Origin of the sequence: Pigmentiphaga aceris (assembly GCF_008119665.1) — a bacterium.
GTDB classification, from domain to species: Bacteria; Pseudomonadota; Gammaproteobacteria; order Burkholderiales; family Burkholderiaceae_B; genus Pigmentiphaga; species Pigmentiphaga aceris.
Map to the genome: position 1 here is coordinate 4,448,272 of NZ_CP043046.1, position 24,084 is coordinate 4,472,355.

The following is a 24,084-nucleotide window of genomic DNA, read 5'->3' on the forward strand; positions in this document are numbered from 1 at the left end:
TGAACGCCTGCTGTATCAACGTTTTCGGGCGTTGAGAAAAAAATTTTTGTTGTGAAAAACAAACCGCGCGGCGGTCGTTCCCTGGGAACGACCGCCGCGTTGCATTTGTACCGAGGGAATGTCCGTAGCGTGCCGAGATTGCTTCCATCGAGTCGCTTGGATATCGTTTAAATCATCTTGTATGACGACATACAAGACACCTATATCGCCGGAAAGGATCGCCATCATGGGCGTTGCTGCAGTCCCGCTTTCTAGTCAGTCCCGCTTGGGAAAAATTCTGTTGACCGGCGCTGCCGGCGGCCTTGGCAAAGTGCTTCGCAAGAACCTTCAGCCTTTCGCCGACACCATTCGCTTGTCGGACATCTCAGCACTCGATGAGCCGGCCCCACACGAAGAAATCATGCTTTGCGATCTGGCCGATGCCGATGCGGTGTCGCGCATCGTGGCGGGTGTGGACGCCATCGTGCACCTGGGCGGTGTGTCGGTGGAACGGCCCTTCGACGAGATCCTGCCTGCCAACATTCAGGGCGTCTACAACCTGTACGAAGCGGCCCGCATTCATGGGGTGCGCCGCGTGGTGTTTGCCAGCTCGAACCACGTGATCGGCTTTCATCGGCAAGGTGAAGTGCTGGATGCCGAATCACCTGTGCGCCCCGATGGCTACTACGGTATCAGCAAGGCGTTTGGCGAGAACCTGTCGCGTTTTTACTTCGACCGTTACGGCATCGAAACTGTCTGTCTGCGCATCGGTTCGTCCTTCCCGGAACCCAAAGACCGCCGCATGCTCGTCACCTGGCTGAGCTATGAAGACCTGACGCATCTGGTGGTGCGCTCGCTGTTTGCACCAGACGTCGGACACAGCATTGTCTACGGCGCATCGGCCAATCGCGATTCATGGTGGGACAACCATCTGGCTGAACATCTGGGCTATGCGCCCAAGGATTCGTCCGAGCCTTTCCGGGCACAGATCGAATCCCAACCTGCGCTGCCCGCAGACGACCCCGCAGCCCAGTTCCAAGGCGGTGCTTTTGTGAAGGCGGGGCCGTTCTGATGTTCACGACCTTGATGTTCACCACGTATTGTTTTTGCGACGGATTCCGATCATGAGCAGCACGGTTGAACGGATAGGCACCATGCGCTGCGGTGTGGGCGAAAGCCCGGTGTGGCGTGCAGCCGATCAGTCATTCTGGTGGACCGACATTCCGGGCCGCACGCTGTGGCGCTGGACGCCGGCGTCCAATGCATTTGCCAGCTGGCCGCTGCCCGAGATGGCTGGTTCGATTGCGCCGCTTGCGCAAGGCGGATGGTTGCTGGCCATGGAAACCGGCATGTTCACGCTGAGCGAACCGGTGGAAGACACGCCTGTTCCACATCTGTTGGCATCGGTCAATCACGTCGCCCCGGCCATGCGTTTCAACGATGGTCGCTGCGATCGCCAGGGACGCTTCTGGGTCGGCTCCATGTTGCTGGACATGAGCGCCGCACATGGTCGTCTGTACCGCCTGGACAAGCAAGGCCTGTCGGCACCAGTGCTGGACGAGCTGTACGTACCCAACGGGCTGGCCTTCAGCCCCGACGGCAAGATCATGTACTTCGCCGATTCCCACCCCAGCCAGCAGATGGTCTGGGCATTCGATTACGACACCGAGTCCGGCACCCCCAGCAATCGTCGGGTGTTCGTTGACATGAACACGCTGCCAGGCCGCCCCGACGGTGCCGCCGTCGATGTGGACGGGTGCTACTGGGTGTGCGGCAACGACGCGGGCCTGGTGCACCGTTTCACGCCCGATGGAAAACTCGATCGCAGCATCGAAGTGCCGGTAGCCAAGCCGACCATGTGCGCATTCGGTGGCGACAAGCTCGACACCTTGTTCATCGCATCGATCCGTCCGGCCAACAGCGACCCGGATTCGCTGGCAGGGGCCGTCTTCGTCACCCGCCCCGGCGTGCAAGGACTTGAAGAGCCCGCGTACAGCGGATAACGACCGCGCACGTCCCGCATCGTTTTATTGCAGAACCGCTGTTGTGCAGCCCGCACGACAGCAAAGCGCCCCTACCCATTGCGAGCCTCTTGAAAATGAGGCGAGCGAGGCGCGACCTTCTTGCTGCCGGGCCGCCCCAAGGCAAGAAGCGCCCCCTGGGGGGGCAGCGACCCACGTAGTGGAGAAGCGTGGGGGCCACGATCCACGAGCATTTCCTAGAAAAAGCCGTTTGACCCAGGAGACTTGCATGACCCCGTTCTCACTTACCCGGGTGGCGCTTGCCGCCTGCACGACCCTGTCCGCCCTTGCCTTGGTGCCCGCAGCCCAAGCGGCCGAACTGCGATCGGCAGAAATTCATCCCGACAACTATCCGACCACCCAGGCCGTGCGCCACATGGGTGAACTGATCAAGGAACGCACGCAAGGCCGGATCACCATCAAGGTGTATTCGGGTGGTTCGCTCGGCAGCGAGAACGATTCGATCGAGCAGGTAAAGCTCGGCGCGCTTGCCATGACACGCGTCAACAGTGCCGCCATGCACAACATCTGCGAACTCACACGGGTGCCGTCGTTGCCCTTCCTGTTCCGCTCGACAGAACATTTGCACAAGGCACTGGACAGCGAGGTTGGTGAACAGCTGTTGCGCGGCTGCGAGAAGGCAGGGTTTGTGGGCCTGGCCTGGTATGACAGCGGGTCGCGTTCAATCTATTCGCGCAGCAAGCTGGTGAAGACCCCGGCCGATGTGAAGGGCATGAAGATTCGCGTGCAGCAATCCGACCTGGCCGTGGCCATGGTCGAAGCCATGGGTGCCAACGCCACGCCCATGCCGCTGGGTGAGGTCTACACGGGCCTGAAGACCGGCCTGATCGATGCCGCCGAAAACAATCTGCCCAGCTACGACAGCACGCGTCACTTCGAAGCGGCCAAGTACATGTCGATGACCGAGCACACCATGACGCCGGAAATCCTGGTGTTCTCGAAGCGCCAGTGGGACAAGCTGCCCGAGGCCGATCAGAAGATCATCCGCGACGCGGCGAAGGAATCGGTGCCCTACATGCGCAAACTGTGGGCCGAACGCGAACAGGTGTCCAAGGCAGCGGTCGAGAAAGGCGGCGCGCAACTGGGCGAGGTCGACAAGGCTTCATTCCAGGCAGCAATGAAGCCGGTGTATGACCGTTTCGTCAACACGCCCGAGACGAAAGAACTGGTCTCGCGCATCCAGGCTGTGAAGTGAGCCCGTCATGCTTGCCAGCGCCCCGCAGTCTTCCCCTTCCAAACCCGGCGCAGCAAGCATGCCGCCCTCCACCGCACCCTCGGCGGGCGATGCCGCCGACATGGTGCTGCCCGCAGGCGAAGGCCCTGAGGCAGCGTTAGCCCAGCGCCCGCCCGACGGCTTCACCAAGTTCTGCGCTCTGCTTGCCCGCACGTGCATGTGGATCAGCATTTTTGGGCTGGTCTGCCTGATTGCTGCCGTGTCCTTCCAGATCTTCGGCCGCCACGTGTTGAATCGAACCCCTACCTGGGCCGAAAGCCTGTCGCTGCTGCTGGTGCTGTACGTGACCATGCTGGGCGCAGCCGTGGGTGTGCGCGACGCCGGGCACATCGGCTTCGAGGTACTGATCGAAGCCTTGCCACCGAATGGTCAGCGCGCCTTGCTGATCTTCATCCACCTGCTGGTGATGGCCTTCGGCGCAATGATGGCGTGGTTCTGCGGGGTGCTGGCTGAATCGGTATCGACCTACCGGATTCCCACGCTGGGCATCTCGGACGCATGGAAGTACGTGCCGGCCATCATCTCGGGCGTCTTGATCACGCTGTTTTCCATCGAACACATCATCGCAATCGTGCGCAAGCAAAAGGTGGTTCCAGCATGGCGCTGACTCTGCTTTCCGTGTCCTTCTTCGGCTTCCTGGTGATCGGCGTGCCAGTGGCCTTCGCCATCGGGCTGGCGTCGATCTCGGCCATCATCTACGAAGACCTGCCGATTGCGGTGGCCTTCCAGCAGATGACCTCGGGCATGAACGTGTTCTCCTTCCTGGCGATCCCGTTCTTCATCTTCACCGGTGAACTGATGCTGTACGGCGGCATTGCCGATCGTATCGTCGGTTTCGCCAAGTCGCTGGTCGGCCATGTGCGCGGTGGCCTGGGCATGTCGAACGTGGTGGCCTGCACCTTGTTCGGCGGCGTGTCCGGTTCGCCGGTGGCCGACGTGTCGGCCATGGGATCGGTGATGATCCCGATGATGAAACGCGAGGGCTATCACGCCGACTATGCGGTCAACGTGACGACCCACGCGGCACTGGTGGGCGCGTTGATGCCCACCAGCCACAACATCATCATTTACACGCTGGCAGCAGGCGGCAAGGTGTCGATTGCGGCGCTGATTGCGGCCGGCATCGTGCCCGCGATTCTGCTTACGCTGTGCAACCTGGCGGCTGCCTATCTGGTGGCGCGGCATCGCGGCTACCCGGCCGGCCAGTTCCCGGGCTGGGCAATCGTTGGCCGTTCACTGGCAGCGGCAACACCGGGCTTGTTTGTGGTGGTGTTGATCATCGCGGGCATTCTCAGCGGGGTGTTCACGGCGACCGAATCGGCCGCGGTGGCAGTGATTTATTCACTGATACTGACCTTGTTCGTGTACCGCTCGCTGAGCTGGGACCAGTTCGTTCGGGCAGCAGCCAAGGCGGTGAAGACGACGGGTGTGGTGCTGCTGCTGATCGGCATTTCGGCCACCTTCGGGTATCTGATCAGCTTCTACAGCGTGGCGGAAAAGACCGGCGAACTGATGGCATCGATCTCCACCAGTCCGTGGGCCATTTTCCTGATGGTCAACATCATCCTGTTCGTGCTGGGCACCTTCCTGGACATGGCCGCGACGATTCTGATCTGCACGCCGATCTTCCTGCCGATCTGCATGCAGTACGGCATGGGGCCAGTGCAATTCGGCATCGTGATGCTGCTGAACTGCGCATTGGGATTGAACACACCACCGGTGGGCACCACGCAGTTCGTGGGGTGTGCGATTGGCGGGGTGTCGGTAGGCACGGTGATGAAAACGATCTGGCCGTTCTATGGTGCCTTGATCGCAGCGCTTGCCCTGGTTACCTATGTGCCGGCGTTCTCGTTGTGGTTGCCGAAATTGTTGTTGGAGTGATGGTGGGTCGATGGGTTTTACATGAGCAGGTTGATGACCTGATTGGCTTGTTGGAAATGAACTGATCAGTGTCTTTGTCCACGATGGACCACACCCGGAAATTGAACATCCGTTCAAATTTTCGGGGTGTTTTTCTTGGTCAGCGGAAGATGGTTGTTGGCCTGCTGCGCCACTTCTGCATCGAGCCATGCCGTGAACGCCTGCACCTCTGACACAGCGTCTGCGGCCACGCCGTAGTAATAGCGCGCCAAGGGCATGCGCCGTTCGGGAAACGGGCAGCGCAACTGGCCCGAGGCCAAGGCGCTGGACACCAGGGATACGGGCACCACAGCGAATCCCAGACCGTCCATGACGGCTTGCAGCACGAAGTGTTCGTGATCGAACTGCATTTGGCCCACCGGTTTCAGCTTGCCGATGCCGGTGTAGGCAAGCCAGGCGTCCCAGTCGGCTTTGCGTGTTCTGGCCCACAGCAATACCAGAGCACTGAGCGCGCTGGGCGTATCCACCGGATACCTGTCGAGCAAGGCAGGTGAGGCCACCAGGCAGGCCTCGTCTTCCAGAAATGGGGTCAACCGCGCCGACGGCGGCCAGCCATCCCGGCCCCGGCGGATGGCGATATCAAAACGGTCCCCCGCCTTGTCGGGTGCCAGCGTGCTGGTGAGTACCTGCGGTTCGATGCCCGGATACTGCGCAACGAAGTCAGGCAGCCGGGGGATCAGCCATCGCACGGCAAACGACGGCCGGACGTTGATACGCAGCACGCGCGCAGGCGCGTCCGACATGACGGACTGCGCAGCGGCGGCAAGTTGTTTGAGCGCGGAATCGGCCTGTGCAAAGAACTTCACCCCTGCCGCCGTCAGGCTCACTTGACGCGTGCGGCGCTCGAACAGCAACACGCCCAATTGACTTTCCAGGGCTTTGATCTGCCGACTGACTGCGCCATGCGTGACATGCAATTCCTGCGCGGCCAGCGTGAAGCTTTGATGCCGGGCAGCCGCGACAAAGGCGCGAACAGCGTTGAGCGGTGGCAGAGAATTGAGCATGCGTGCAATTTTCTCACACGTATACGGCATTAATGTCGTTTGTCACGTGCCTGGTGGCGGCGCAGCATTGGGGGCTGCTCAGGTCTCTGCGGCTCAGACGGCTTCGCAAACTGTGCAGCTCACGCAACCCGCCAGCCCCCCACACGACCGACATGCCCCGCGCCGCCCAGCCTCCTCAAAACACCCATCTCGTCAATCGCGATTCCAAATTTGCGGCACTGGCCTTGGCCCTGGCGCTGCCGGCCGACACCGTGCTGTATCTGTTGCTGCCGATGTACGCAGAACAATTTGGCGTGACGCTGGCACAAGCAGGCTTGCTGCTGGCAGCCAATCGGCTGATACGCATCGTTGGCTATGGCTTTGTGGCGCGCTTCTATGCCAGGCATGGTGACCGCCTGACCTGTACCTTGGCCGTGGTGGCCGCCGCGATCTGCGCGCTGGGGTACGCCACCTTGTCGGGCCTGTGGGCGCTGCTGCCGCTGCGATTGCTGTGGGGCTTGTCGTTCGCTGCGCTGAACCTGTCCACGCAGATGCTGGCCACGGCAGACCCGGTTGGCGCTGCGCAGCGTTCCGGTCGATCACGTGCATTCACGGCACTTGGGCCGGTCATTGCGCTGCCAGTCGCGGGCCTGCTTGCCTACGGATACGGGCCACGCCCGGTCTTCTGGTTGCTCGCTGCCACCGCGCTGCTGGGCTTGCTGGTTACTCGCCAACTGTCACGACATCACCAGCCCACGCCAGCAAAACGGCGCGGCCTCACCCGCCCGAACAGCCTGGACGTGTGGTCCTTCCTGGAAGGCTTCACGCTGGATGGCCTGTTCATCATCGGCTTGTCGTATCTGGGCAGCGAGCTGTTGCCTGGCGGCGCAGTGGTGATGGCGGGCACGCTGTTGGCGGCGCGTTATCTGGGTGAAATCGTCTTGAGTCCACTGGGTGGCCGACTGGCCGAACGCTTCGGCGCAGAGAACGCGTTGGTGGGTCTGTCCTTGCTGACCTCGGCTACCTTGATCGGTTTCGGCCTGGGCTGGTTCTGGAGCGGTGCGGCGGCCATCGTGGTGCTCAGGGCATTGCAGTTGCCGTTGCTGGCCCCTATCGTCGCGCAGCGGACGCCCGGACCGGAACGGGTACACGCACTTGCGGCGCGGTCCGTGTGGCGGGATATCGGTGCCGGCACCGGTCCGTTGCTGGCCGGGGTCTTGCTGCCCTTCATGTCCCCGGCCTGGCTTTACAGCGTACCCGCGCTGTTGCTGGCAGGCGCGGCGATAGCCTGCGTACAGCGTCCCGCCCCCGGTGCACTACCGCAGGAACGTTGAACGCCCTATCGCTTCGATACCCCTGCCCCGCCCTCGCCTGGCTGACGTGACGCAACCAGCACGAACAACATCGTGGCGACCAGATAGACCATGCCGGTCATGGCCAGGCCCGGACCAATGCCGACCAGCGTGAACAAGGTGCCCACGAACAGCGGGCCGATCATCTGGCCCAGCTTGTCGGCGGCGCGCATGACACTGGTGGCCGCCCCTGCGCCGTATTGCTGCACATTCGGCAAGGCCAGGGTCCAGGTGGTCTGGGCTGCACCCGACCAGCAACTGCCCAGCGCCAGCAGGAACACGGCCATCGACACCGCAAACAGGCTGCTGTCGACATATAGGTAGGCCATGCCCGTACCGCCCAGCAGGCCGCCCAGCGCGATGAAATATTTCTTGGTGCGGGTGCGATCCACCACGCGCCCGATCATCGGGCCAAGGTAGATCATGCACAGGCCATACAGCATCAACACACGGCCAATGCTGGAAGCTGCCACCCCTTGCGCTTCCAGGTACAGGGGCAGCGCAAAGTACAGCAGCCCCACCTGGGCGATGGAAAACGGCACCACGCTGCCCGCCAGCAAGGCACCAAAATCACGGCTGCCGATCAATGCACCAAGGCGCTTTGCGCGTGCGGAAAGACCCAGTTTTGGCGTGATACCTGCAGCGGAACCCGAAGCAGATCCTGCGCGAGTAACCGTACCGGAAACCGGGCTGACGACGGCAGCAGCACGAACAGAACCTTCGGCAGCACCACCCACAGCGCCAGCAGACATCGCCGCGGCAGCCGATTCCTTTTTCCACCGACGCGCCATCACAAACGCGCCGATCAGGGGCAGCATCAGCACCACGGCGCTGGCAATGAAGACCGGCCGATAACCCGCCTGATCTGCCAGCATGGCACCCACCGCCGTACCCGACAAATGCCCGGCGAACAGCCCGGCAACCAGCCAGGCCATGTTGCGGCCACGGAATGCCGGCTTGCTGCCGGCGATCACGAAACCTTGCAAGCCCATCCAGGCCAGCCCGTAACCCAGGCCAACCACACCGCGCGCCAGTGCAAACCATTCCAGATTCACCGCACTGGACGCCAGCAGGGAACCGCAGGCTGCCACCACCAGACCACCCAGCACCGGCACAGGCCAGCCCCGACGATCGGTCAGACGGCCCGCCAGCAACGCGCCACCCAGACCGCACAACATTTCCACCGACAGCGGCAAGGCCAGCAAGATGTCGGGCGGCAAGGACAACAATTGCACCGGCAAGGTACGCGCATACAAAGGCATGAAGCTCAGCGGCAAGGCCCAGGCAAACAGGAACCCGAACATCAGCGGCCGGGCCACGCGGGCCACGTTTTCGGCGCGATTGGACTCGGTTTCCAGCAGCGCGGTCGTGCCATTGGCCCGGGCCTGCGCACGCACCGTGCGTGCCATCACCAGGGTCAAGAGCAGGAACATCTCGAAAGCGGTAATGGCAGAGATCAGCGCCACGGTACCGGCGTCCAGCACCCGCGACCGCACGCCCGCGGCAATGACGGCGGCATCCAAGCGAACATCGAGCGTGCCCGCCCCGATGCGATAACCGCCCGCGCTCGCCATGCTGACCGGCAGCGATATCTGCAGTTCGTCCTGGATTTCACCCGGCATCGGGGCCGCTGTGGGGGCAACCTGTCGGGGGCCACGCGCATCTGCACCGACCAATACCCGGCCGTGACTATCGCGCAGCGACACATGCTCGATGGCGGGCAAGGTGGATGCCAAGCGGGTGAACAAGGTGTCCACCCCGCGCAGGCGATCGATGGAAATGCCCATGTCCAGCACACGACCGATGTCCGCCTGCATGCGACCGACCAGCATGGTGACGTTGGCGCGCGTGTTTTCCAGCCAGGCGCTGCGGAACGATGCAATGGTGTCGGCCGAATACACACCTTGCGCCAGAATCAGGGCGATCAACGGCACCGCAAGACGGGCGCGGCCACCTGGGCGCGTCAAGGTGTCGAACGGCACGACCCAACCCAGCGCCACGATCAGGAAGATCGCAGCCGCAAGCGTGGTCAATCCCAACACCATCACGGTGCGATGCAGGAAAGCCTGTTCTCGCGCGGCCTGATCGGTGTTGTCGACGGCAAGCACCAGCACACCGTCCAACTGTGACTGTCGGCCATGCAAAGGCACGGCCAGCGCAAAGGTATTGGTGCTGGTCATCATGACCGCGCCGCTGCGCAGGCGGCTCATGTCGCTGTCCGTCTGCAAGGCCGAGGCTGGGGCCGCAAATGTCTTGGCAAGCGCAGGTGCGCCTGGCAGTGCGGTCGAGGTCTGCGCCAGCACATAACCGTCGGGCAACAGCACCGTGGCACCGACCAGATCCGGTAAATGGCTGAAGTTGCGATCCAGCAACGCCGCCAGCCCGAAATACTGGGCAATCGGCTTGCCCAGACGCAAACCGCCCTCGATCTTGGCGGCGGTGTCGCGTGCCAGCAGCTCGACGCGTTCAGCGGTAGTGGCGGTGGAAAGTCGATTGAACGCGGCCAAGCCTAGTGCGGCGGTCAATGCTTGCGCCAGCACCAGAATCAGCAGGCAAGCGCCGATCACTTCGGCGACAACCACACGGCGGCGACGTGCCGCGACGGCGGTAACTGCCCGCGTATTCATACGAAACTTTTCCTTTGTGAGAATTCGCTACGGCCAAATATAATCCAGCTCCTTACAAGGCGGGCGAAATATAGGGCAAGTCAAAAAAAGATGGTCACTTCCCTAAGAACGCGAATCTTCATGCTGATCGCCGCCATGCTGGTATTGGTGGCGGCTTTTGTCATGCTGATCACGCAGCGCGCTGTTACAGACACCGTCTATGGTTCTGAAGAACGCGCCGCAATCAATGCGCTGCGCCTGGTGTCGCTGGACATCGAGGCCCGTTATGGCCAGCTGCTGCGCGAAAAAATCGCCACCGTGCGCAGCTCACGCGCGCAACTGGAAAGCCACGGCAATACGGTCGAGTCCACGCTGAACAGTTTCGCCGCCTTGGCCAAGACCGGCGTGATCGATCGCGCCGCCGCCCAGCGCCTTGCGCTGGACTGGATCAACGAGTTGCATGGCAGCGACAACATCCAGGTCATGGTCTACGACCGCTCGCTGCGCGTGCTTGCCCACCCCCAGGCGGGCTTTCGCGGCATCAGTCTGAATCTGCTGCGCGACATGAAAGGCCGCGCGATTGCCGAAGACATGTACAGGGGCAGCGGCGTTCCGCTGTTCGGCGTGTACCCCTGGCCCAGTGCCACCAATGGCGAGATCGATACGCACTTCGGCTACTTCCGCCGCTTTGCCGCCTGGGATTGGGTATTCGTGGTGGGCAGCGAGGCCGGTACGGTCGAGCGCACGGTCGCGGCAAAACGCAAGGAAATCGTCACCGCGTTGGGTGAAACGCTGAATCGTCTGACCCTGGCGCGTTCGGGCTTCTCGTTCGTTTTTGCCGACAACGGCGATATGGTGGTGTCGCCACCCGACCGTGCAAGCGCCCTGTTGAATGGGCGCGATGCGGCTACCGGACAGCCACTGCGCGAATTGCTCAAACAGGCGGCCGAAGACACGACTGGCGTCACACATGTATCGTTCCGGCCGGAAGGTACTGGCGGTGAAGACTGGGAGCTGTACGCCACCTACGTCAAACCCTTGAAATGGTATGTGGCCGGTGCGGTTCCGCGCAGTGACCTGATGAGCCCCGGACGCGCCTTGCTGCGCCAGCAAGGGCTGGTGTTCCTGGCCATGCTGGGCGTGGCCATGTTGCTGGCCTGGCTGTATGCCTCGCGCCTGATCCGCCCCTTGAAACTGCTGACGCGTTATGCGCGTGAACTGCCCGACCGAGATCTGACAGTGGCCCATCAGGTGCCAAAAGCGGTTGCTGAATTGCCCACGCGTTATCGCGACGAAGTGGGTCGCCTGGCCACCACGCTGCTGTACATGGAACAGCAACTGCGAGGCAACGTGGCGCGGCTGATGTCGGAAACCTCTGCCCGCGAACGCATCGAGAGCGAACTGTCGATTGCCCGCGACATTCAGCTTGGTCTGCTGCCCATTCGCCTGGTGCCGGAAGTCACCGAACGTGTGGACCTGTTCGCCACCATGACGGCTGCCAAGGAAGTGGGCGGCGATCTGTACGACTACTTCATGCTGGGCGACGGGCGGATGTGCTTTGTGATCGGTGACGTGTCCGGCAAGGGCGTGCCGGCAGCCATGTTCATGGCGATCACCCGCACCCTGGTGCGCGCTGCCGCACGCGACGAATCCAGCGCGGGCGACCTGATGTCTGCCATCAACGACCGTCTGGCCGAACACAATCCGAACATGATGTTCGTGACGCTGTTCATCGGCATTCTGGATCTGGACAGCGGCGCGCTGCAATACGCCAACGCAGGGCATCCGCCCCTGTGGCTGCTGCACGAAGGCAAAGTCACCCTGCTGACTGGCCGCAGCGGCCCCGCTTGCGGGGTGGTCGAAGACATTCCTTATGCCGAATTCGACTGCCATCTGGCACCGGGTACGCTATTGGTCGGCTATACCGACGGTGTAACCGAAGCCGATTCCACCGACGGCAGCTTCTATGGCGACGACCGCGCGCTGCGCCTGCTGGAAAGCCTGCCGCACGACAGCAGCAGCCAGACCGCCGCCGAAGCCTTGCATGCCGATGTGGTGCACTTTGCCAACGGTGCCGAGCAGGCCGACGACATCACGCTGATCGTGGTGCGCAGGCATCCCTCCGAGACATTGTCATGACCTTCCGTTCGATTCCTATGTCCTTGGCGCAGTTGCCGCGTCTGCTGTCCTGCACGGCCTTGGCCCTGGCCTGCGGGTGGAGTGCCAGCGCAGTTGCGGCCGACCCGGCACCGACCACCCCGGCAAACGTCGCCACCACGGACGCCTCCCCGCGCGTATTTCCGGTCACGCCAACCCGCAAGCCTGATGGCACGCGCTGGCGGCTGGGCTACCTGCAAGGCGGCGACTACGGCGACTACCCGATCATTCTGTCGGCCATTGTGCGCGGCATGATTACCCTGGGCTGGTTGGAAGACCTGGAGATTCCTGATGCGCGGATCACCAGCTCACAAGACATCTGGGCATTCCTGGCCACCAAGGCCAAAAGCCAATATGTGGAATTCGTGCCTGACGGCTACTACAGCCCTGGCAACTTCAACGCCAAGCTGCGGCCCGAGGTACGCGACGCACTGACGGCGCGCCTGAACGACAAGCGCGACCTGGACATGATGATCGCCATGGGCACCTGGGCAGGCCAGGACCTGGCGCGTGCGCAGATAACGGTGCCGACCATCGTGGCATCGACCAGCGACCCGGTAGCTGCCGGCATCATTGCCAGCACCGACGACAGCGGCCGCGATCATGTGCACGCCAAGGTCGAACCCGAACGTTATCAACGCCAGGTGCAGCTGTTCCATGACATCGTGCCCTTCAAGCGCCTTGGCATCGTCTATGAAAACAGCGCCGAAGGCCGCACCTTCGGCGGCGTCGATGCGGTCGAACAGATGGCAACCCGCCTGGGCTTTGCCATCGAAGCCTGCCACGCCCCTTTCAACAACGTCACACCGGCCGAGGCCATGCAAGGTGCAGAAGCCTGCTACGCCAAGGTGGCCGCCAAGGCCGATGCCGTGTATCTGACCGTGCACCGTGGTGTCACCAGCCAGTCGCTGGGGCCGATCGTGGACACCTTGCTGAAGGCGCGCCTGCCCAGCTTTTCGATGCTGGGATCGGACGAAGTACGGCGCGGCGTGTTGATGAGCATGGCCCAGGCCGATTACTCACACGTCGGCCTGTTCCACGCGGAAGTCATGGCGCGCATTTTTCACGGCGCAAAACCGCGCGAGCTGAGCCAGATCTGGCTGTCGCCTGCCGAGATCGCCATCAACCTGAAAGCGGCCGAGATCATCGGCTTTGATCCGCCCATCGATATTCTGTTGGCATCGGACGAGGTTTACGACAGCGTCGGCGACAAATAGAAAACGCCAACATAGAAAACGCCAACAGAGACGGCCTGCCTTCAGATCACGGCAGCCGTCGCCCACTGACTGGGATGCAACACGGTTTGTTGCGCGGCCAGCCCCGCCAGGCGCTGATCGCGGTCACCGCCCAGGCTGTGCCAGGTTTCCAGCATGCGATCCGCCCCGGTGCGCTTGTTTTGCCAGACCCAATCGGCATAGCCCAGCCAATGGCGATCCCCGGCGTCCAGCCCGGCACGTGCCACGGCCAGCACCTCGCCCGCAAACGCATGTACGGCGGCATCATCCAGCGCGGCAGCCACTGCCGGCTGGCGCAACGCCAGCAAGCGCTGCCAACCCCAGTCAGCCACCAATTTTTCGGCTTCTTCCAAGTTGGCAAGCAGGCCCGCCTGCACGGCCGACGCCGACATCACCACCGTGGCGGCCACGTCAGCCCCGGCTTCTGCCAGCAGCCCGGCATCGGGGAAATTGGCACCTGGGCAACGGCCTTCGATGTAGCCCTCGGCACCATATTCCGCCATCAGTGTTTCCAGGTTGCGGCGGCCGTGCAAGGCTTCCAACAGTTCAGGCACCGGTGGCAGGCTGCCAAAACGGAAGCGAAAGCGCGCGTCCAGGAAGGGCATGAATTGCAGGTATTCGAAGTGCATGGCAGACGGGGCCAACATGACGGACTCGCCGCTGTCGCATGCAATCCCCGGCCAGGCAGATTCCGCCAGGAAACGCATCAGGGATGGGTCCCCTTCCGGCCGCGCGGTGTGCGATGCGCCCTTGTAATCTCGACTGCTGGCAAGCGGCACCGTGTGCATGACGGTGCCCACGCCATAGGCGCGGCGAAAGTAGTCGGCCAGATCGCTGAAACGCCTGCCTGGCGTCTGTGACAAACGCGCGTCGCAAGGAAATTTGGCGGCCGCGAACATGCGCGGCCAGATCGACAAGCGGTTTTCCTTGAGCCCGGTGGGCATGCCGCCTTCCAAGGGGCTATTGGCAAACAGCGCAATGGACGCCGGAGCCGCAGCCAACACCACATTGACTGCCCGCGCCGCCAAGGCCAGCGGTATCGAGGTCGTGGGGCCGTTCTGGGCTTTTGCGTCGATGCCGACGCGGTGCTGCCAACCCCGATAGTCCACCCAATGGTCGTACAAAGGCTTGGGCGCACGCACGGCGCGATATGCGGCTTCGTCAGTGGGACAGTCCGGGTGCTCGGAGGTATTCAGCAGTACGGCCCCTTCCTCTGCCAGTGCGTCGATCACGTCACCAAGCTCGGTCGTCACCATCGCGTCAAGGCGAGCCAGGCCGCCTGCACCGCCCTGCACTGGCCCCAGCGCGCTTTCAAGATGGTTGAAGGCATTGTCCAGGCCGCTATCGACCCCGTCGCTCAAGACCGCCACGGTTTTGCCTGACAACTGCTTTTGCTGCGGCACCTGACCACGCGCCCGCTTGCGGCGCGACATGCTGTCGAAATAGCCAGACACAGCATGGCTGCGCCCAGTCTTCTGGTTCGCAACGACCATCTCCATTTCCAAACCGATCTTCTTCACACTCCCCCCTGCGAACAGCCAGCCGCCAATGCGGACAAGCCCAGGTCGGCCGCAATGTTGTCGTTGCGACGAGCTGAACGGAGGCTTAGTACAGAAACGGGGATTCTCTATCCATGCTGTTACAACAAAACTGGCGTAGAGGGTTTTTTGGCAGTGAAAGTAGCCAAAGGTTTTGCGGAAGCAACCGACCTGTCAGCAACTAGCCTGCAGGAAACGCACGGCTCACCCAGTCGTCGATCAAGGCTTTTTCGTAGCGCAGCGGATCATCGGAATAGTGGTTCATCCGCATCATGAAGGTGGTGTCACGCAAGCGAGTCTGGCCAGCGCGCAGGATGGTGCCGTCCGCAGACAGCAGCGTAAAACTCAGCGTGATCGATGGCGGGTAGATGTCTCGAACAATGCGCACATCGGCAGATTGCCCGCCGTGCCAAGGCTCGTAATCGCCTGCGCGGTCTACATCGGTGACAACAATGGTCATGTGCTGCCCGGCAGGCAGCACGCCCCCCACACGTTGGGCAATGTGGCGGGCCAGCGAATTCAGCCAGCCGCGTTCATTGCGATCGACGCCGACACCGGCATGGCGAAACTCGGTGAAGTTGTCGGGATCGACGTACTGCACGTCGACCTGGTCCGCAGTGCCTGCGTGCGCGGCCGTTGTCCCCAGCAGCATGGCAGTCAGCGAGGCAAGCGCAAAACGGCGTAAGGGGTGAGTCCAACGCACTCGTACTGCACGACTAGATGAAAAAAGCGTGTCGATGGGCGTCATGGATAAGCTCCAGAGCGAGTAACAAGCAGATCACCTACCGTAGCACTGAACGTCGGACGAGACGTTTCAACATGCGGAACACCCCCACTAACCCCGGGCATGCTTCGCGCCATAATGAATCTTCATTCAAGCACCTTCAGGACACGCCATGCCCGCGCCCGATTCCGCACTTGCCACCCGATTGCACCTGGAAGATTTGGCGGTCGGTCAGACGTACCGGGGCGGCAGCATTCTGGTGGAAACCGATGCCATCAAGCGCTTTGCGCAAGAATTCGACCCGCAGCCCTTCCACTTGGATGAAACCGAAGCAGTAGACAGCCTGTTCGGTGCCCTGGCCGCCAGCGGCTGGCACACCGCGGCAATGACCATGCGCATGCTGGTCGATGGGGAACTGAAATTGGCGCGCGGCGTGATCGGGGCTGGGGGCGAAATCAGCTGGCCCCGGCCGACCCGGCCGGGTGACACGCTGCGGGTGGAAAGCGAAATCCTGGAGATCACGCCGTCGCGCTCCAAACCCGATCGCGGCATGGTGAGAGTGCGCACCCGCACGCTGAATCAGAACGATGAGGTGGCGCAAGATTTCACAGCCACCTTGATTGCCTGGCGTCGGCCTGCGGCGTAAGGGCTGTGAGGTCGATGTACTCGCAAAGCCCTTAGCTGGTAGGGCCATGAGCTGAAGGCCGTTAGCTGGTAAGACCGTTGCTGGTAAGACCGTTGCTGGTAAGGCCGTGAGCTGGTAAGACCGTCAGCTGGTAAGCCCATTAACTGGTAGAGCCTCAAGCAAGCAAAGCCCCCTACCAGCGCGTCCCTCAGCGCCCGCCCGACACATCCAGAATCGCACCCGTCGAATAGCTCGCGTCGTCCGAGGCCAGCCACAACACGGCGCGCGCTACCTCGTCGGGCGTGCCACCGCGCTTGAGCGGAATGCCATCTTTCACCCGATCCACCCGCCCGGGCTCTCCGCCGCTGGCGTGCATCTCGGTCAGAATCGGGCCGGGGCGCACGGCATTCACACGAATGCCTTCTTCTGCGACTTCTCGCGCCAACCCGATGGTCATGGTGTCAATCGCGCCTTTCGACGCCGCATAGTCGATGTACTCAAACGCCGAGCCCAGACGTGCAGCTGCCGACGACACATTGACGATCGCACCGCCCACCCCGCCGTGCCGGGTCGACATGCGCAACACGGCTTCCCGCGCGCACAGGAAGGTGCCGATCACGTTGGTGTTCATCACACGCGCCAAGCGGGCCGCGCTCATGGTTTCAAGGCGCATTTGCTGTTCAAGAATGGCGGCGTTGTTCACCAGCACGTCCAGACGCCCCAATTGCTGGTCCACCGTCTGGAACATCTTCAGCACGTCAGCCTCCACGCCGATGTCACCCGCCACCGAGATTGCCGTGCCGCCTGCCTTGCGGATATCTGCCACCACATGCTCGGCCGCACCCGCGTCACGTCGGTAATTGATGCATACCGCGTAACCGTCGGCAGCGGCCAAACGGGCGATGGCAGCACCGATACCGCGGCTGCCGCCGGTGATCAGGATGGTTTTCTGGGTCATGCGAACTCTCCAAAAGTGGGGTTAGTGGCGTGCATGATGCAAAATACACCGCTGGACGCTCCGGCGCATCGCCGGGTCCACGACCGTTCCCTCTCATTTGATACTGAATAAGGAATACCCAATGTCCATCGAACGCTTCCAGGTCGGTCCCCGCATGAGCGCAGCCGTCAGCGCCGGAGGCCTGCTGTTCCTGGCAGGACAAGTCGCCGACGACACCAGCGCCGACGTCCCGGGCCAGACCAAACAGATCCTGGCCAAGATCGATGCAATCCTGGCTGAAGCCGGTATCGACAAGACCCACATCGTGAACACCACGATCTGGCTTGCCGACATCAGCAACTTCTCCAAGATGAATGAAGTCTGGGACGCATGGGTGCCGGCTGGCCACACCCCCGCCCGTGCAACGGTGGAAGCCAAGCTGGCCACGCCGGCTCACCTGGTCGAAATCGGCATCATCGCATCGCGTTGATACGTTGATATCGCGCCGATCTGCATCGCGTGCGGCACCCGTCTGAACGCGCACACTGCACGCATTGATCAGACCGGCGCGCCGCAATAAGACGGCGGGCACGAACGGCCCGCCGGGCAAGTCCGGGCATCATTGAAACCCCTCGGTGATGCCCGGAACTGGCAAATCGCTTAACCCGAATGCGCCACGGTATTACGACCCTGCCCCTGCAGTAACCCGCCGCATGAACTCGTCGAAAAGCGGAACGGTGAACGCAATCTGTCCATATTCGGGGCTATAGACCATCCCCTTTTTTATCAGCCCATCCCGCACCGGGCCCAAGCTGGTAGCAGTGCGCCCCAAGGCCATTGCGACATCTGCCGAGCGCTGCGGACCTTCTCCCAACTCAGCCAGGCAACGCATGTAATCGCGCTCGGCCGGCGTCGTGCGATCAAAGCGAACTCGGAAAAACGATTCATCGAGCTTGCGGATGCTGTCTACCGTTGCAGCTCGCGCATCCTGCGCGGTAATCGCATTTCCCGTCGCAATATTCCAGGCGCTGTAGCCCCATTCCTGAAGAAAATAGGGATAGCCATGGGTCTTGTCGAAGATCTCTTGCAGCGCCTCATCGGATATCGAGGCCCCCTCATCTTCGACCGGATCTCGTATTGCCTTCCAGGCATCGGCTTCCAGCAAAGCACCAAGACGCGGAAACTCGAACAGTCGTTCGGCATAACTTTTCGCATCGCCAGCCTGTCCAGCCAACTGAGGCAGGCCCGCACCGAACAGGACAAGCGGCAACCCGGCTTGATTGATCGCGTGCATACCTCGGATCAACGCGCCTAGCTCGTCCTTGGAAAGATATTGCAGCTCGTCGATCAGAATGGCGACGGGCGTGTTGGCATCTCTGGCTGCCTCACCTGTCGCGATCAAGATGTCCTTCAGATCGTCTTCCAGGTTTCCACTGTCTGCGTAACCGGGCTCAGGATCGCCACCCAAGGTGACTTCGGCACCACCCGCTGCGATCGTGATCGTTCCGATGAAACTGCGAAGTACACGAATGCCCTTCTTCACCGTGTCAACCGTGTTCTGCAGTCTGTCCAGGCGCAACAGCAAACGGCGAAGTACGGGAATCAACAGCTGCTTGAGCTCTGCTCCATCGTGGGCTTCTTGAATTTCCGCCAGGTAGCCTTGGGCAATGGCGCGATCCCTGATTTGATTCAGCAATACTGTCTTACCTACGCCGCGCAAGCCCAAGATCATCAAGGACTTTGCGTGCTTTCCGCGCTTCACACGTGCCAACGCAGCGTCAGCCGTGCCAAGCACCTCTACTCGCCCCGCGAGTTCGGGCGGCGACACTCCAGCCCCAGGATTGAACGGGTTGATGTTTTTATCCATGCGATAAGGCGTACAGAAGTCTGTAGGAAGTTATTCATAGTTATAGCAAAAAATATCTATAACTTCCTATATCTCTGTATAGCGTCCTTGGAGATTCGCAAATCTGCGCAAAAACAAAAGGCCCTCCAGTCACAGAGGGCCTTTCATCAACACACGCAATCGATCAGCAGGCGGTCACTTCACCGCCACCGCCGCCTGCGAAATATCCCATCCGCCGCCCATCGCCCGAATCAACGCCACCGTAGACCGCGCCCGCTCACCATCAAGCTGCACCCCCACCCGACGCTGCGCCAACACACTGCGATCCGCATCGATCACGTCCAGATAATTGACCGCCCCTTCCCGGTACTGAATCTGCGACAGCCGCGCCGCACGTTCCGACGCCTTCACCGCCTCATCCTGCGCCACCGTCTGGTTCGACAGAATACGCAGGTTCGACAAACCATCTTCGACTTCACGGAAAGCGACCAACACCGTCTGACGGTAGTTCGCCACGTCTTCCTCGTAGACCGCACGCGCCCGATCCAACCCAGCCTGACGACGACCGCCGTCGAAGATCGGCAGCGACAGCATCGTGCCCGCAATCGGACCCAGCAAGAACGACCGGCTGGACCAGTTGAACAGATCACCCAGCTTGCCCGACTCGAAGCCCAAGGCACCGGTCAGTTCCAGACGCGGGAAGAACGCAGCATTGGCAGCACCGATACGCGCATTCGCCGCAGCCATCGCACGTTCTGCCGCCGCGATGTCAGGACGACGTTCCAGCAAGGAAGACGGCAAGCCCGGCGGCACACTGACCCGCACACGATCCAGCGGCAACGCCGCCAGCGTGAAGTCCGACGGCGCACGGCCCAACAAGGTAGCCAGTGCATGTTCGGATGCCGCACGACGACGCTTGATCGCCAGCAGCTCAGACTGCGCCGACGCCAGCTCCGTGCGCGAACGCGCCAGGTCCAGCTCGCTGATGTCGCCTTCCGTGAACCGACGGTCCACCAGCTTCAAAGTCTGCGCACGCAAGTCCACCGTGTCGCGGAACAGACGCAGTTCGGCATCTTGTTCACGCACCGTGAAATAGGCCTGCGCCACGTCAGCCTGCAAGGCCAGCATCACCGAGTGATACAGCGCCTCGCGTTCCTGCGTATCGGCTTGCGCAGCATCGACAATCGATGCCACACGACCGAACAGATCCACCTCGTAAGACGCCGTGGCCTGCGCACGCCACAAGGTCTGCGCCGAGTTCGGCGCGTCTTGTGAAATGCCTTGCGATGCCGGTGACGCACGTTGCCGCGTCGGACCAGCCCCCACACCGATCTGCGGGCTGCGTTCCGAGTTGGCGTCTTGCTGCAGAGCACGGGCTTGCGCCACGCGCGCCGCAGCCGCCTTCAGGTTCTGATTGGCCTGCAAGGCTTGCACTTGCAAGCCGTTCAAGGTGTCGTCGTTGAACACACGCCACCACTCACCGCGAGCAACACCATCGGCCGGATTGGCCGGTTGCCACACAGCATCACCAGCTTGCGCGGGCGAAGTCGCGGCTTCCTTGAAGGCCGCCGGCGCTTCCACGCTGGGGCGGTCGAATTGCGGGGCAGTTGCGCAGCCTGCGATCACCAGCAAGCTGGCCAGCAGGACGGACATACCGTGGAATTTTCTCAACATCATGATGTTTCCCTTGCTCAGTGCGCGGCCGGCGACAGCGGTGCCGGGTTTTGCGGCGCGTGCGGAGCTTGTGCATGTTGGGTGTCGTGCGACTTGAGCTTGCCACCCGTCATCAGGCGCAGCAGCACATAGAACACCGGCGTCAGGAACAGACCGAACAGCGTCACCCCCAACATGCCGAAGAACACCGCAATACCCATTGCATGACGCATTTCCGAACCGGCGTCGCTCGACGTGATCAGCGGCACCACACCCATGATGAACGCAATCGAGGTCATCAGAATCGGGCGCAGACGCAGGCGGCTGGCTTCGATCGCGGCTTCAATTGGTGTACGGCCCTGGAACTCCAGTTCACGCGCAAACTCGATGATCAGAATCGCATTCTTCGCCGATAGCCCCACCAGCACCATCAACCCGATCTGCGTGAAGATGTTGTTGTCGCCACCGGTGAAATACACCCCGGTCATGGCGGCCAGCACACTCATCGGCACGATCAAAATCACGGCCAGCGGCAGCGTCAGGCTTTCGTACAAGGCAGCGAGCACCAGGAACACCAGCAGCACACTGATCGGGAACACCCACAGGCCGGCATTGCCTGCCAACATCTGCTGGTATGCCAGGTCGGTCCACTCGAAGCGCACACCACGCGGCAAGACTTCCTTGGCAATGCGTTCTGCCGCAGCCTGTGCCTGGTTGGTCGAGTAACCCGGTGCCGGACCGCTGTTGATATCGGCCGAGGTGTAGTTGTTGTAGCGCACCACCATTTCAGGGCCGAAGCTCTGCTTCACCTCCACCAGCGAACCCAGCGGCACCATCTCACCGGTACGGCTGCGCGTCTTCAACTGCAGAATGTCGTCGGAATGCGCACGGAATTCTGAATCGGCCTGCGCACGCACCTGGTAGACCCGACCGAAGCGGTTGAAGTCGTTCACGTACATCGAGCCCAGGTAGATCTGCATGGTGTCGAAGACGTCGGTCACCGGCACGCCCAGTTGCTTGGCCTTCACGCGGTCCAGGTTCACGTCCAGCTGCGGCACGTTGATCTGGTAGTTGGTGAACGACAGGCCCAGTTCAGGCGCGTTGCGGGCGGCGGCGATGAAGGCTTGCGTGGCCTTGTCCAGCTCGGCATAACCCAGTGCACCACGGTCTTCCAGCTGCATCTTGAAGCCGCCAATCGTGCCCAGGCCCATCACCGGTGGCGGCGGGAAGACAGCAATGTAGGCATCTTGAATCGCGCCGAATTGCTGGTTCAGCGAACCGGCAATGGCGTTGCCCGACAGCGCATCCGACTTGCGTTCTGCAAAGGGCTTCAAGGTGACGAACACGATGCCCGCGCTGGAACTGTTGGTGAAGCCGTTGATCGACAGGCCCGGGAACGAGATCACGCTGGCCACGCCTTCGTGCTTCAGTGCCACGTCACCCATGCGACGCACCACTTCTTCCGTGCGGTCCAGCGTGGCACCGGCCGGCAACTGTGCAAAGCCGATCAGGTACTGCTTGTCTTGCGCCGGCACGAAACCACCAGGTACCAAGTTGGAAATACCCACGGTTGCGGCAAGCAGCAGCACATACAGCAACATCATGCCGCCGCGACGTTTCACCACACGACCAACACCATTACCGTAGGCGTCCGACGCCCGGTTGAAGCTGCGGTTGAACCAGCGGAAGAAACCACCCAGCACGAAGTTCATGCCACGCGTCAGCCAGTCCGGCTTGGCGTGATGGTCTTTCAGCAAGATGGCAGCCAGCGCTGGCGACAGGGTCAGCGAATTGAACGCCGAGATCACGGTGGAGATCGCGATGGTCATCGCGAACTGCTTGTAGAACTGGCCAGTCAGACCGGTCATGAACGCTAGCGGCACAAACACCGCCACCAAAGTCAGCGCAATCGCAATGATCGGGCCGCTGACTTCCTGCATGGCCTTGTAGGTCGCGTCACGCGGCGACAAGCCATCGGCAATGTTCCGCTCGACGTTTTCCACCACCACGATGGCATCGTCCACCACGATACCGATCGCCAACACCATGCCGAACAAGGACAGCGCGTTGATGGTGTAGCCAAAGCCCAGCATCAGCGCGAAGGTACCCACAATCGACACCGGCACCGCCAGCAGCGGGATGATCGACGCGCGCCAGGTCTGCAGGAAGATGATCACCACGATCACCACCAGTGCAATCGCTTCCAGCAAGGTCGTGATCACGGCCTTGATGCTGGAACGCACGAACTGGGTCGGGTCATATTCGATGCGATATTCGACCGAACTGGGGAAGTCCTGCTGCAGCTCGGCCATCGCGGCACGCACCTGCGAAGACACGTCCAGCGCATTGGCACCCGGTGCCTGCATGATGCCGATACCCACGGCAGGCTTGTTATCCAGCAAGGCACGCAGACCATATTCCTGCGAAGCCAGCTCGATACGCGCCACGTCAGACAGGCGCGTCACACTGCCGTCGGCACCCGTCTTGACGATGATCTCGGCGAAGTCTTCTTCGCTTTGCAGACGCCCCTGGGTGTTGATCGACAGTTGCAGCGACACGTCCGACGGCGCGGGCGATGCGCCGATCACACCGGCCGCCACCTGTACGTTCTGCTCACGAATCGCACGCACCACGTCGGTCGCGGTCATGTTGCGCTGGGCGATCTTGTTCGGGTCCAGCCACACCCGCATGGCGTAGTTGCCCGAGCCCCAGACCTGCACTTCACCCACGCCACCGATGCGCGCCAGGCGATCCTTCACGTTCAGGATCGCGTAGTTGCGCAGGTAGGTCATGTCGTAGTGGTCGTCAGGCGACACCAGGTGCACCACCATGGTCAGCGTGGGCGAGCTTTTGACTGTCGTCACGCCCAGGCGCTGCACGTCTTCGGGCAGACGCGGCAAGGCCTGCGACACCCGGTTCTGCACCAGTTGCTGCGCCTTGTCCGGGTCCACACCCAGACGGAAGTTGATGGTGATGGCCAGGTTGCCGTCGCTGTTGGCCTGCGACTGCATGTACATCATGTCTTCGACGCCGTTGATGGATTCTTCCAGCGGCGAGGCGACGGTTTCTGCGATGACTTTCGGATTGGCACCCGGATATTGGGCACGAACGACCACGGACGGCGGCACGACCTCGGGGTATTCCGAGATCGGCAGCTGGAACATGGCCAGCAGACCTGCCAGCAGGATCAATACCGACAGCACGCCGGCAAAGATCGGGCGGTCAATGAAGAAACGAGAGATATTCATGAAGG

The 24,084-nt window shown here is 61.9% G+C and carries 19 protein-coding genes; 10 read left to right on the forward strand and 9 right to left on the reverse strand.

Translation table 11 applies throughout. The features are described 5' to 3' along the window. Positions 1 to 15 precede the first annotated feature (15 nt). Entirely contained in the window at positions 16 to 228 is a 213-nt protein-coding gene (locus tag FXN63_RS26920; RefSeq protein WP_222864119.1) for a hypothetical protein, read from the reverse strand. On the opposite strand from FXN63_RS26920, the gene FXN63_RS19290 reads away from it, so the two are divergent. From FXN63_RS19290 to FXN63_RS19310, 5 genes are all read left to right on the forward strand, one after another. Next, the gene (locus FXN63_RS19290) at positions 227 to 1,051 is read left to right on the forward strand and encodes an NAD-dependent epimerase/dehydratase family protein (protein WP_246164896.1); all 825 of its coding nucleotides are present in this window, start codon (positions 227 to 229) and stop codon (positions 1,049 to 1,051) included. The genes FXN63_RS26920 and FXN63_RS19290 overlap by 2 nt on opposite strands. 52 nt (positions 1,052 to 1,103) lie before the next feature. After that, positions 1,104 to 1,982 (forward strand): SMP-30/gluconolactonase/LRE family protein, encoded by an 879-nt coding sequence (locus FXN63_RS19295; RefSeq protein ID WP_148816792.1) that lies wholly within the window; start codon positions 1,104 to 1,106, stop codon positions 1,980 to 1,982. A 247-nt stretch (positions 1,983 to 2,229) separates the two neighbouring features. Then, positions 2,230 to 3,216 carry a TRAP transporter substrate-binding protein gene (locus tag FXN63_RS19300; protein ID WP_148816793.1) on the forward strand — a complete coding sequence of 329 codons (987 nt, stop codon included), beginning with the start codon at positions 2,230 to 2,232 and terminating at the stop codon, positions 3,214 to 3,216. A gap of 100 nt (positions 3,217 to 3,316) precedes the next feature. Further along, positions 3,317 to 3,862: a TRAP transporter small permease gene (locus FXN63_RS19305; protein WP_246165238.1), complete on the forward strand. Its 546-nt coding sequence runs from the start codon at positions 3,317 to 3,319 to the stop codon at positions 3,860 to 3,862. Continuing rightward, positions 3,853 to 5,136, forward strand: a complete 1,284-nt coding sequence (locus tag FXN63_RS19310) for a TRAP transporter large permease (protein WP_148816794.1) — start codon at positions 3,853 to 3,855, stop codon at positions 5,134 to 5,136. The genes FXN63_RS19305 and FXN63_RS19310 overlap by 10 nt, the downstream gene beginning before the upstream one ends. Positions 5,137 to 5,249: 113 nt before the next feature. On the opposite strand, the gene FXN63_RS19315 is transcribed toward FXN63_RS19310, so the two are convergent. Continuing rightward, positions 5,250 to 6,179: a LysR substrate-binding domain-containing protein gene (locus FXN63_RS19315; RefSeq protein WP_246164897.1), complete on the reverse strand. Its 930-nt coding sequence runs from the start codon at positions 6,177 to 6,179 to the stop codon at positions 5,250 to 5,252. Positions 6,180 to 6,331: 152 nt separating this feature from the next. Between FXN63_RS19315 and FXN63_RS19320 the strand changes: the two genes are divergently transcribed. Next, positions 6,332 to 7,492, forward strand: coding sequence for an MFS transporter (locus FXN63_RS19320; protein ID WP_148816796.1), 1,161 nt, complete (start codon positions 6,332 to 6,334; stop codon positions 7,490 to 7,492). A 5-nt stretch (positions 7,493 to 7,497) separates the two neighbouring features. Here FXN63_RS19320 and FXN63_RS19325 read toward each other — a convergent pair whose 3' ends face one another. After that, entirely contained in the window at positions 7,498 to 10,137 is a 2,640-nt protein-coding gene (locus FXN63_RS19325; RefSeq protein ID WP_148816797.1) for an MFS transporter, read from the reverse strand. Between the two features lie 120 nt (positions 10,138 to 10,257). Here FXN63_RS19325 and FXN63_RS19330 point away from each other — a divergent pair, with 120 nt between their 5' ends. Continuing rightward, positions 10,258 to 12,255: a SpoIIE family protein phosphatase gene (locus FXN63_RS19330; RefSeq protein WP_246164898.1), complete on the forward strand. Its 1,998-nt coding sequence runs from the start codon at positions 10,258 to 10,260 to the stop codon at positions 12,253 to 12,255. Further along, a complete protein-coding gene (locus FXN63_RS19335; RefSeq protein WP_246164899.1) occupies positions 12,252 to 13,490 on the forward strand; it encodes an ABC transporter substrate binding protein in 1,239 nt (412 codons plus the stop codon). Before FXN63_RS19330 ends, FXN63_RS19335 begins: the two co-directional genes overlap by 4 nt. A gap of 41 nt (positions 13,491 to 13,531) precedes the next feature. On the opposite strand, the gene FXN63_RS19340 is transcribed toward FXN63_RS19335, so the two are convergent. Next, positions 13,532 to 15,007, reverse strand: coding sequence for a glutamate-cysteine ligase family protein (locus FXN63_RS19340; protein ID WP_148819582.1), 1,476 nt, complete (start codon positions 15,005 to 15,007; stop codon positions 13,532 to 13,534). A gap of 220 nt (positions 15,008 to 15,227) precedes the next feature. Further along, entirely contained in the window at positions 15,228 to 15,794 is a 567-nt protein-coding gene (locus FXN63_RS19345; RefSeq protein ID WP_148816798.1) for a DUF3016 domain-containing protein, read from the reverse strand. A gap of 148 nt (positions 15,795 to 15,942) precedes the next feature. Between FXN63_RS19345 and FXN63_RS19350 the strand changes: the two genes are divergently transcribed. Continuing rightward, on the forward strand, positions 15,943 to 16,416 hold the full coding sequence (locus FXN63_RS19350) for a MaoC family dehydratase (protein ID WP_148816799.1): 474 nt from the start codon (positions 15,943 to 15,945) through the stop codon (positions 16,414 to 16,416). Positions 16,417 to 16,603: 187 nt separating this feature from the next. Here FXN63_RS19350 and FXN63_RS19360 read toward each other — a convergent pair whose 3' ends face one another. Continuing rightward, on the reverse strand, positions 16,604 to 17,353 hold the full coding sequence (locus FXN63_RS19360) for an SDR family oxidoreductase (RefSeq protein WP_148816800.1): 750 nt from the start codon (positions 17,351 to 17,353) through the stop codon (positions 16,604 to 16,606). A 121-nt stretch (positions 17,354 to 17,474) separates the two neighbouring features. On the opposite strand from FXN63_RS19360, the gene FXN63_RS19365 reads away from it, so the two are divergent. After that, positions 17,475 to 17,822 carry a RidA family protein gene (locus tag FXN63_RS19365; RefSeq protein ID WP_148816801.1) on the forward strand — a complete coding sequence of 116 codons (348 nt, stop codon included), beginning with the start codon at positions 17,475 to 17,477 and terminating at the stop codon, positions 17,820 to 17,822. A gap of 192 nt (positions 17,823 to 18,014) precedes the next feature. On the opposite strand, the gene FXN63_RS19370 is transcribed toward FXN63_RS19365, so the two are convergent. The 3 genes from FXN63_RS19370 to FXN63_RS19380 form a co-directional block, all read right to left on the reverse strand. Beyond that, positions 18,015 to 19,199: an ATP-binding protein gene (locus FXN63_RS19370; protein ID WP_148816802.1), complete on the reverse strand. Its 1,185-nt coding sequence runs from the start codon at positions 19,197 to 19,199 to the stop codon at positions 18,015 to 18,017. 174 nt (positions 19,200 to 19,373) lie between these two features. Next, positions 19,374 to 20,855, reverse strand: a complete 1,482-nt coding sequence (locus FXN63_RS19375) for an efflux transporter outer membrane subunit (RefSeq protein WP_148816803.1) — start codon at positions 20,853 to 20,855, stop codon at positions 19,374 to 19,376. Positions 20,856 to 20,869: 14 nt separating this feature from the next. Next, complete coding sequence (locus tag FXN63_RS19380; RefSeq protein WP_148816804.1) at positions 20,870 to 24,079, reverse strand: efflux RND transporter permease subunit; 3,210 nt, start codon at positions 24,077 to 24,079, stop codon at positions 20,870 to 20,872. Between the last annotated feature and the right edge of the window lie 5 nt (positions 24,080 to 24,084).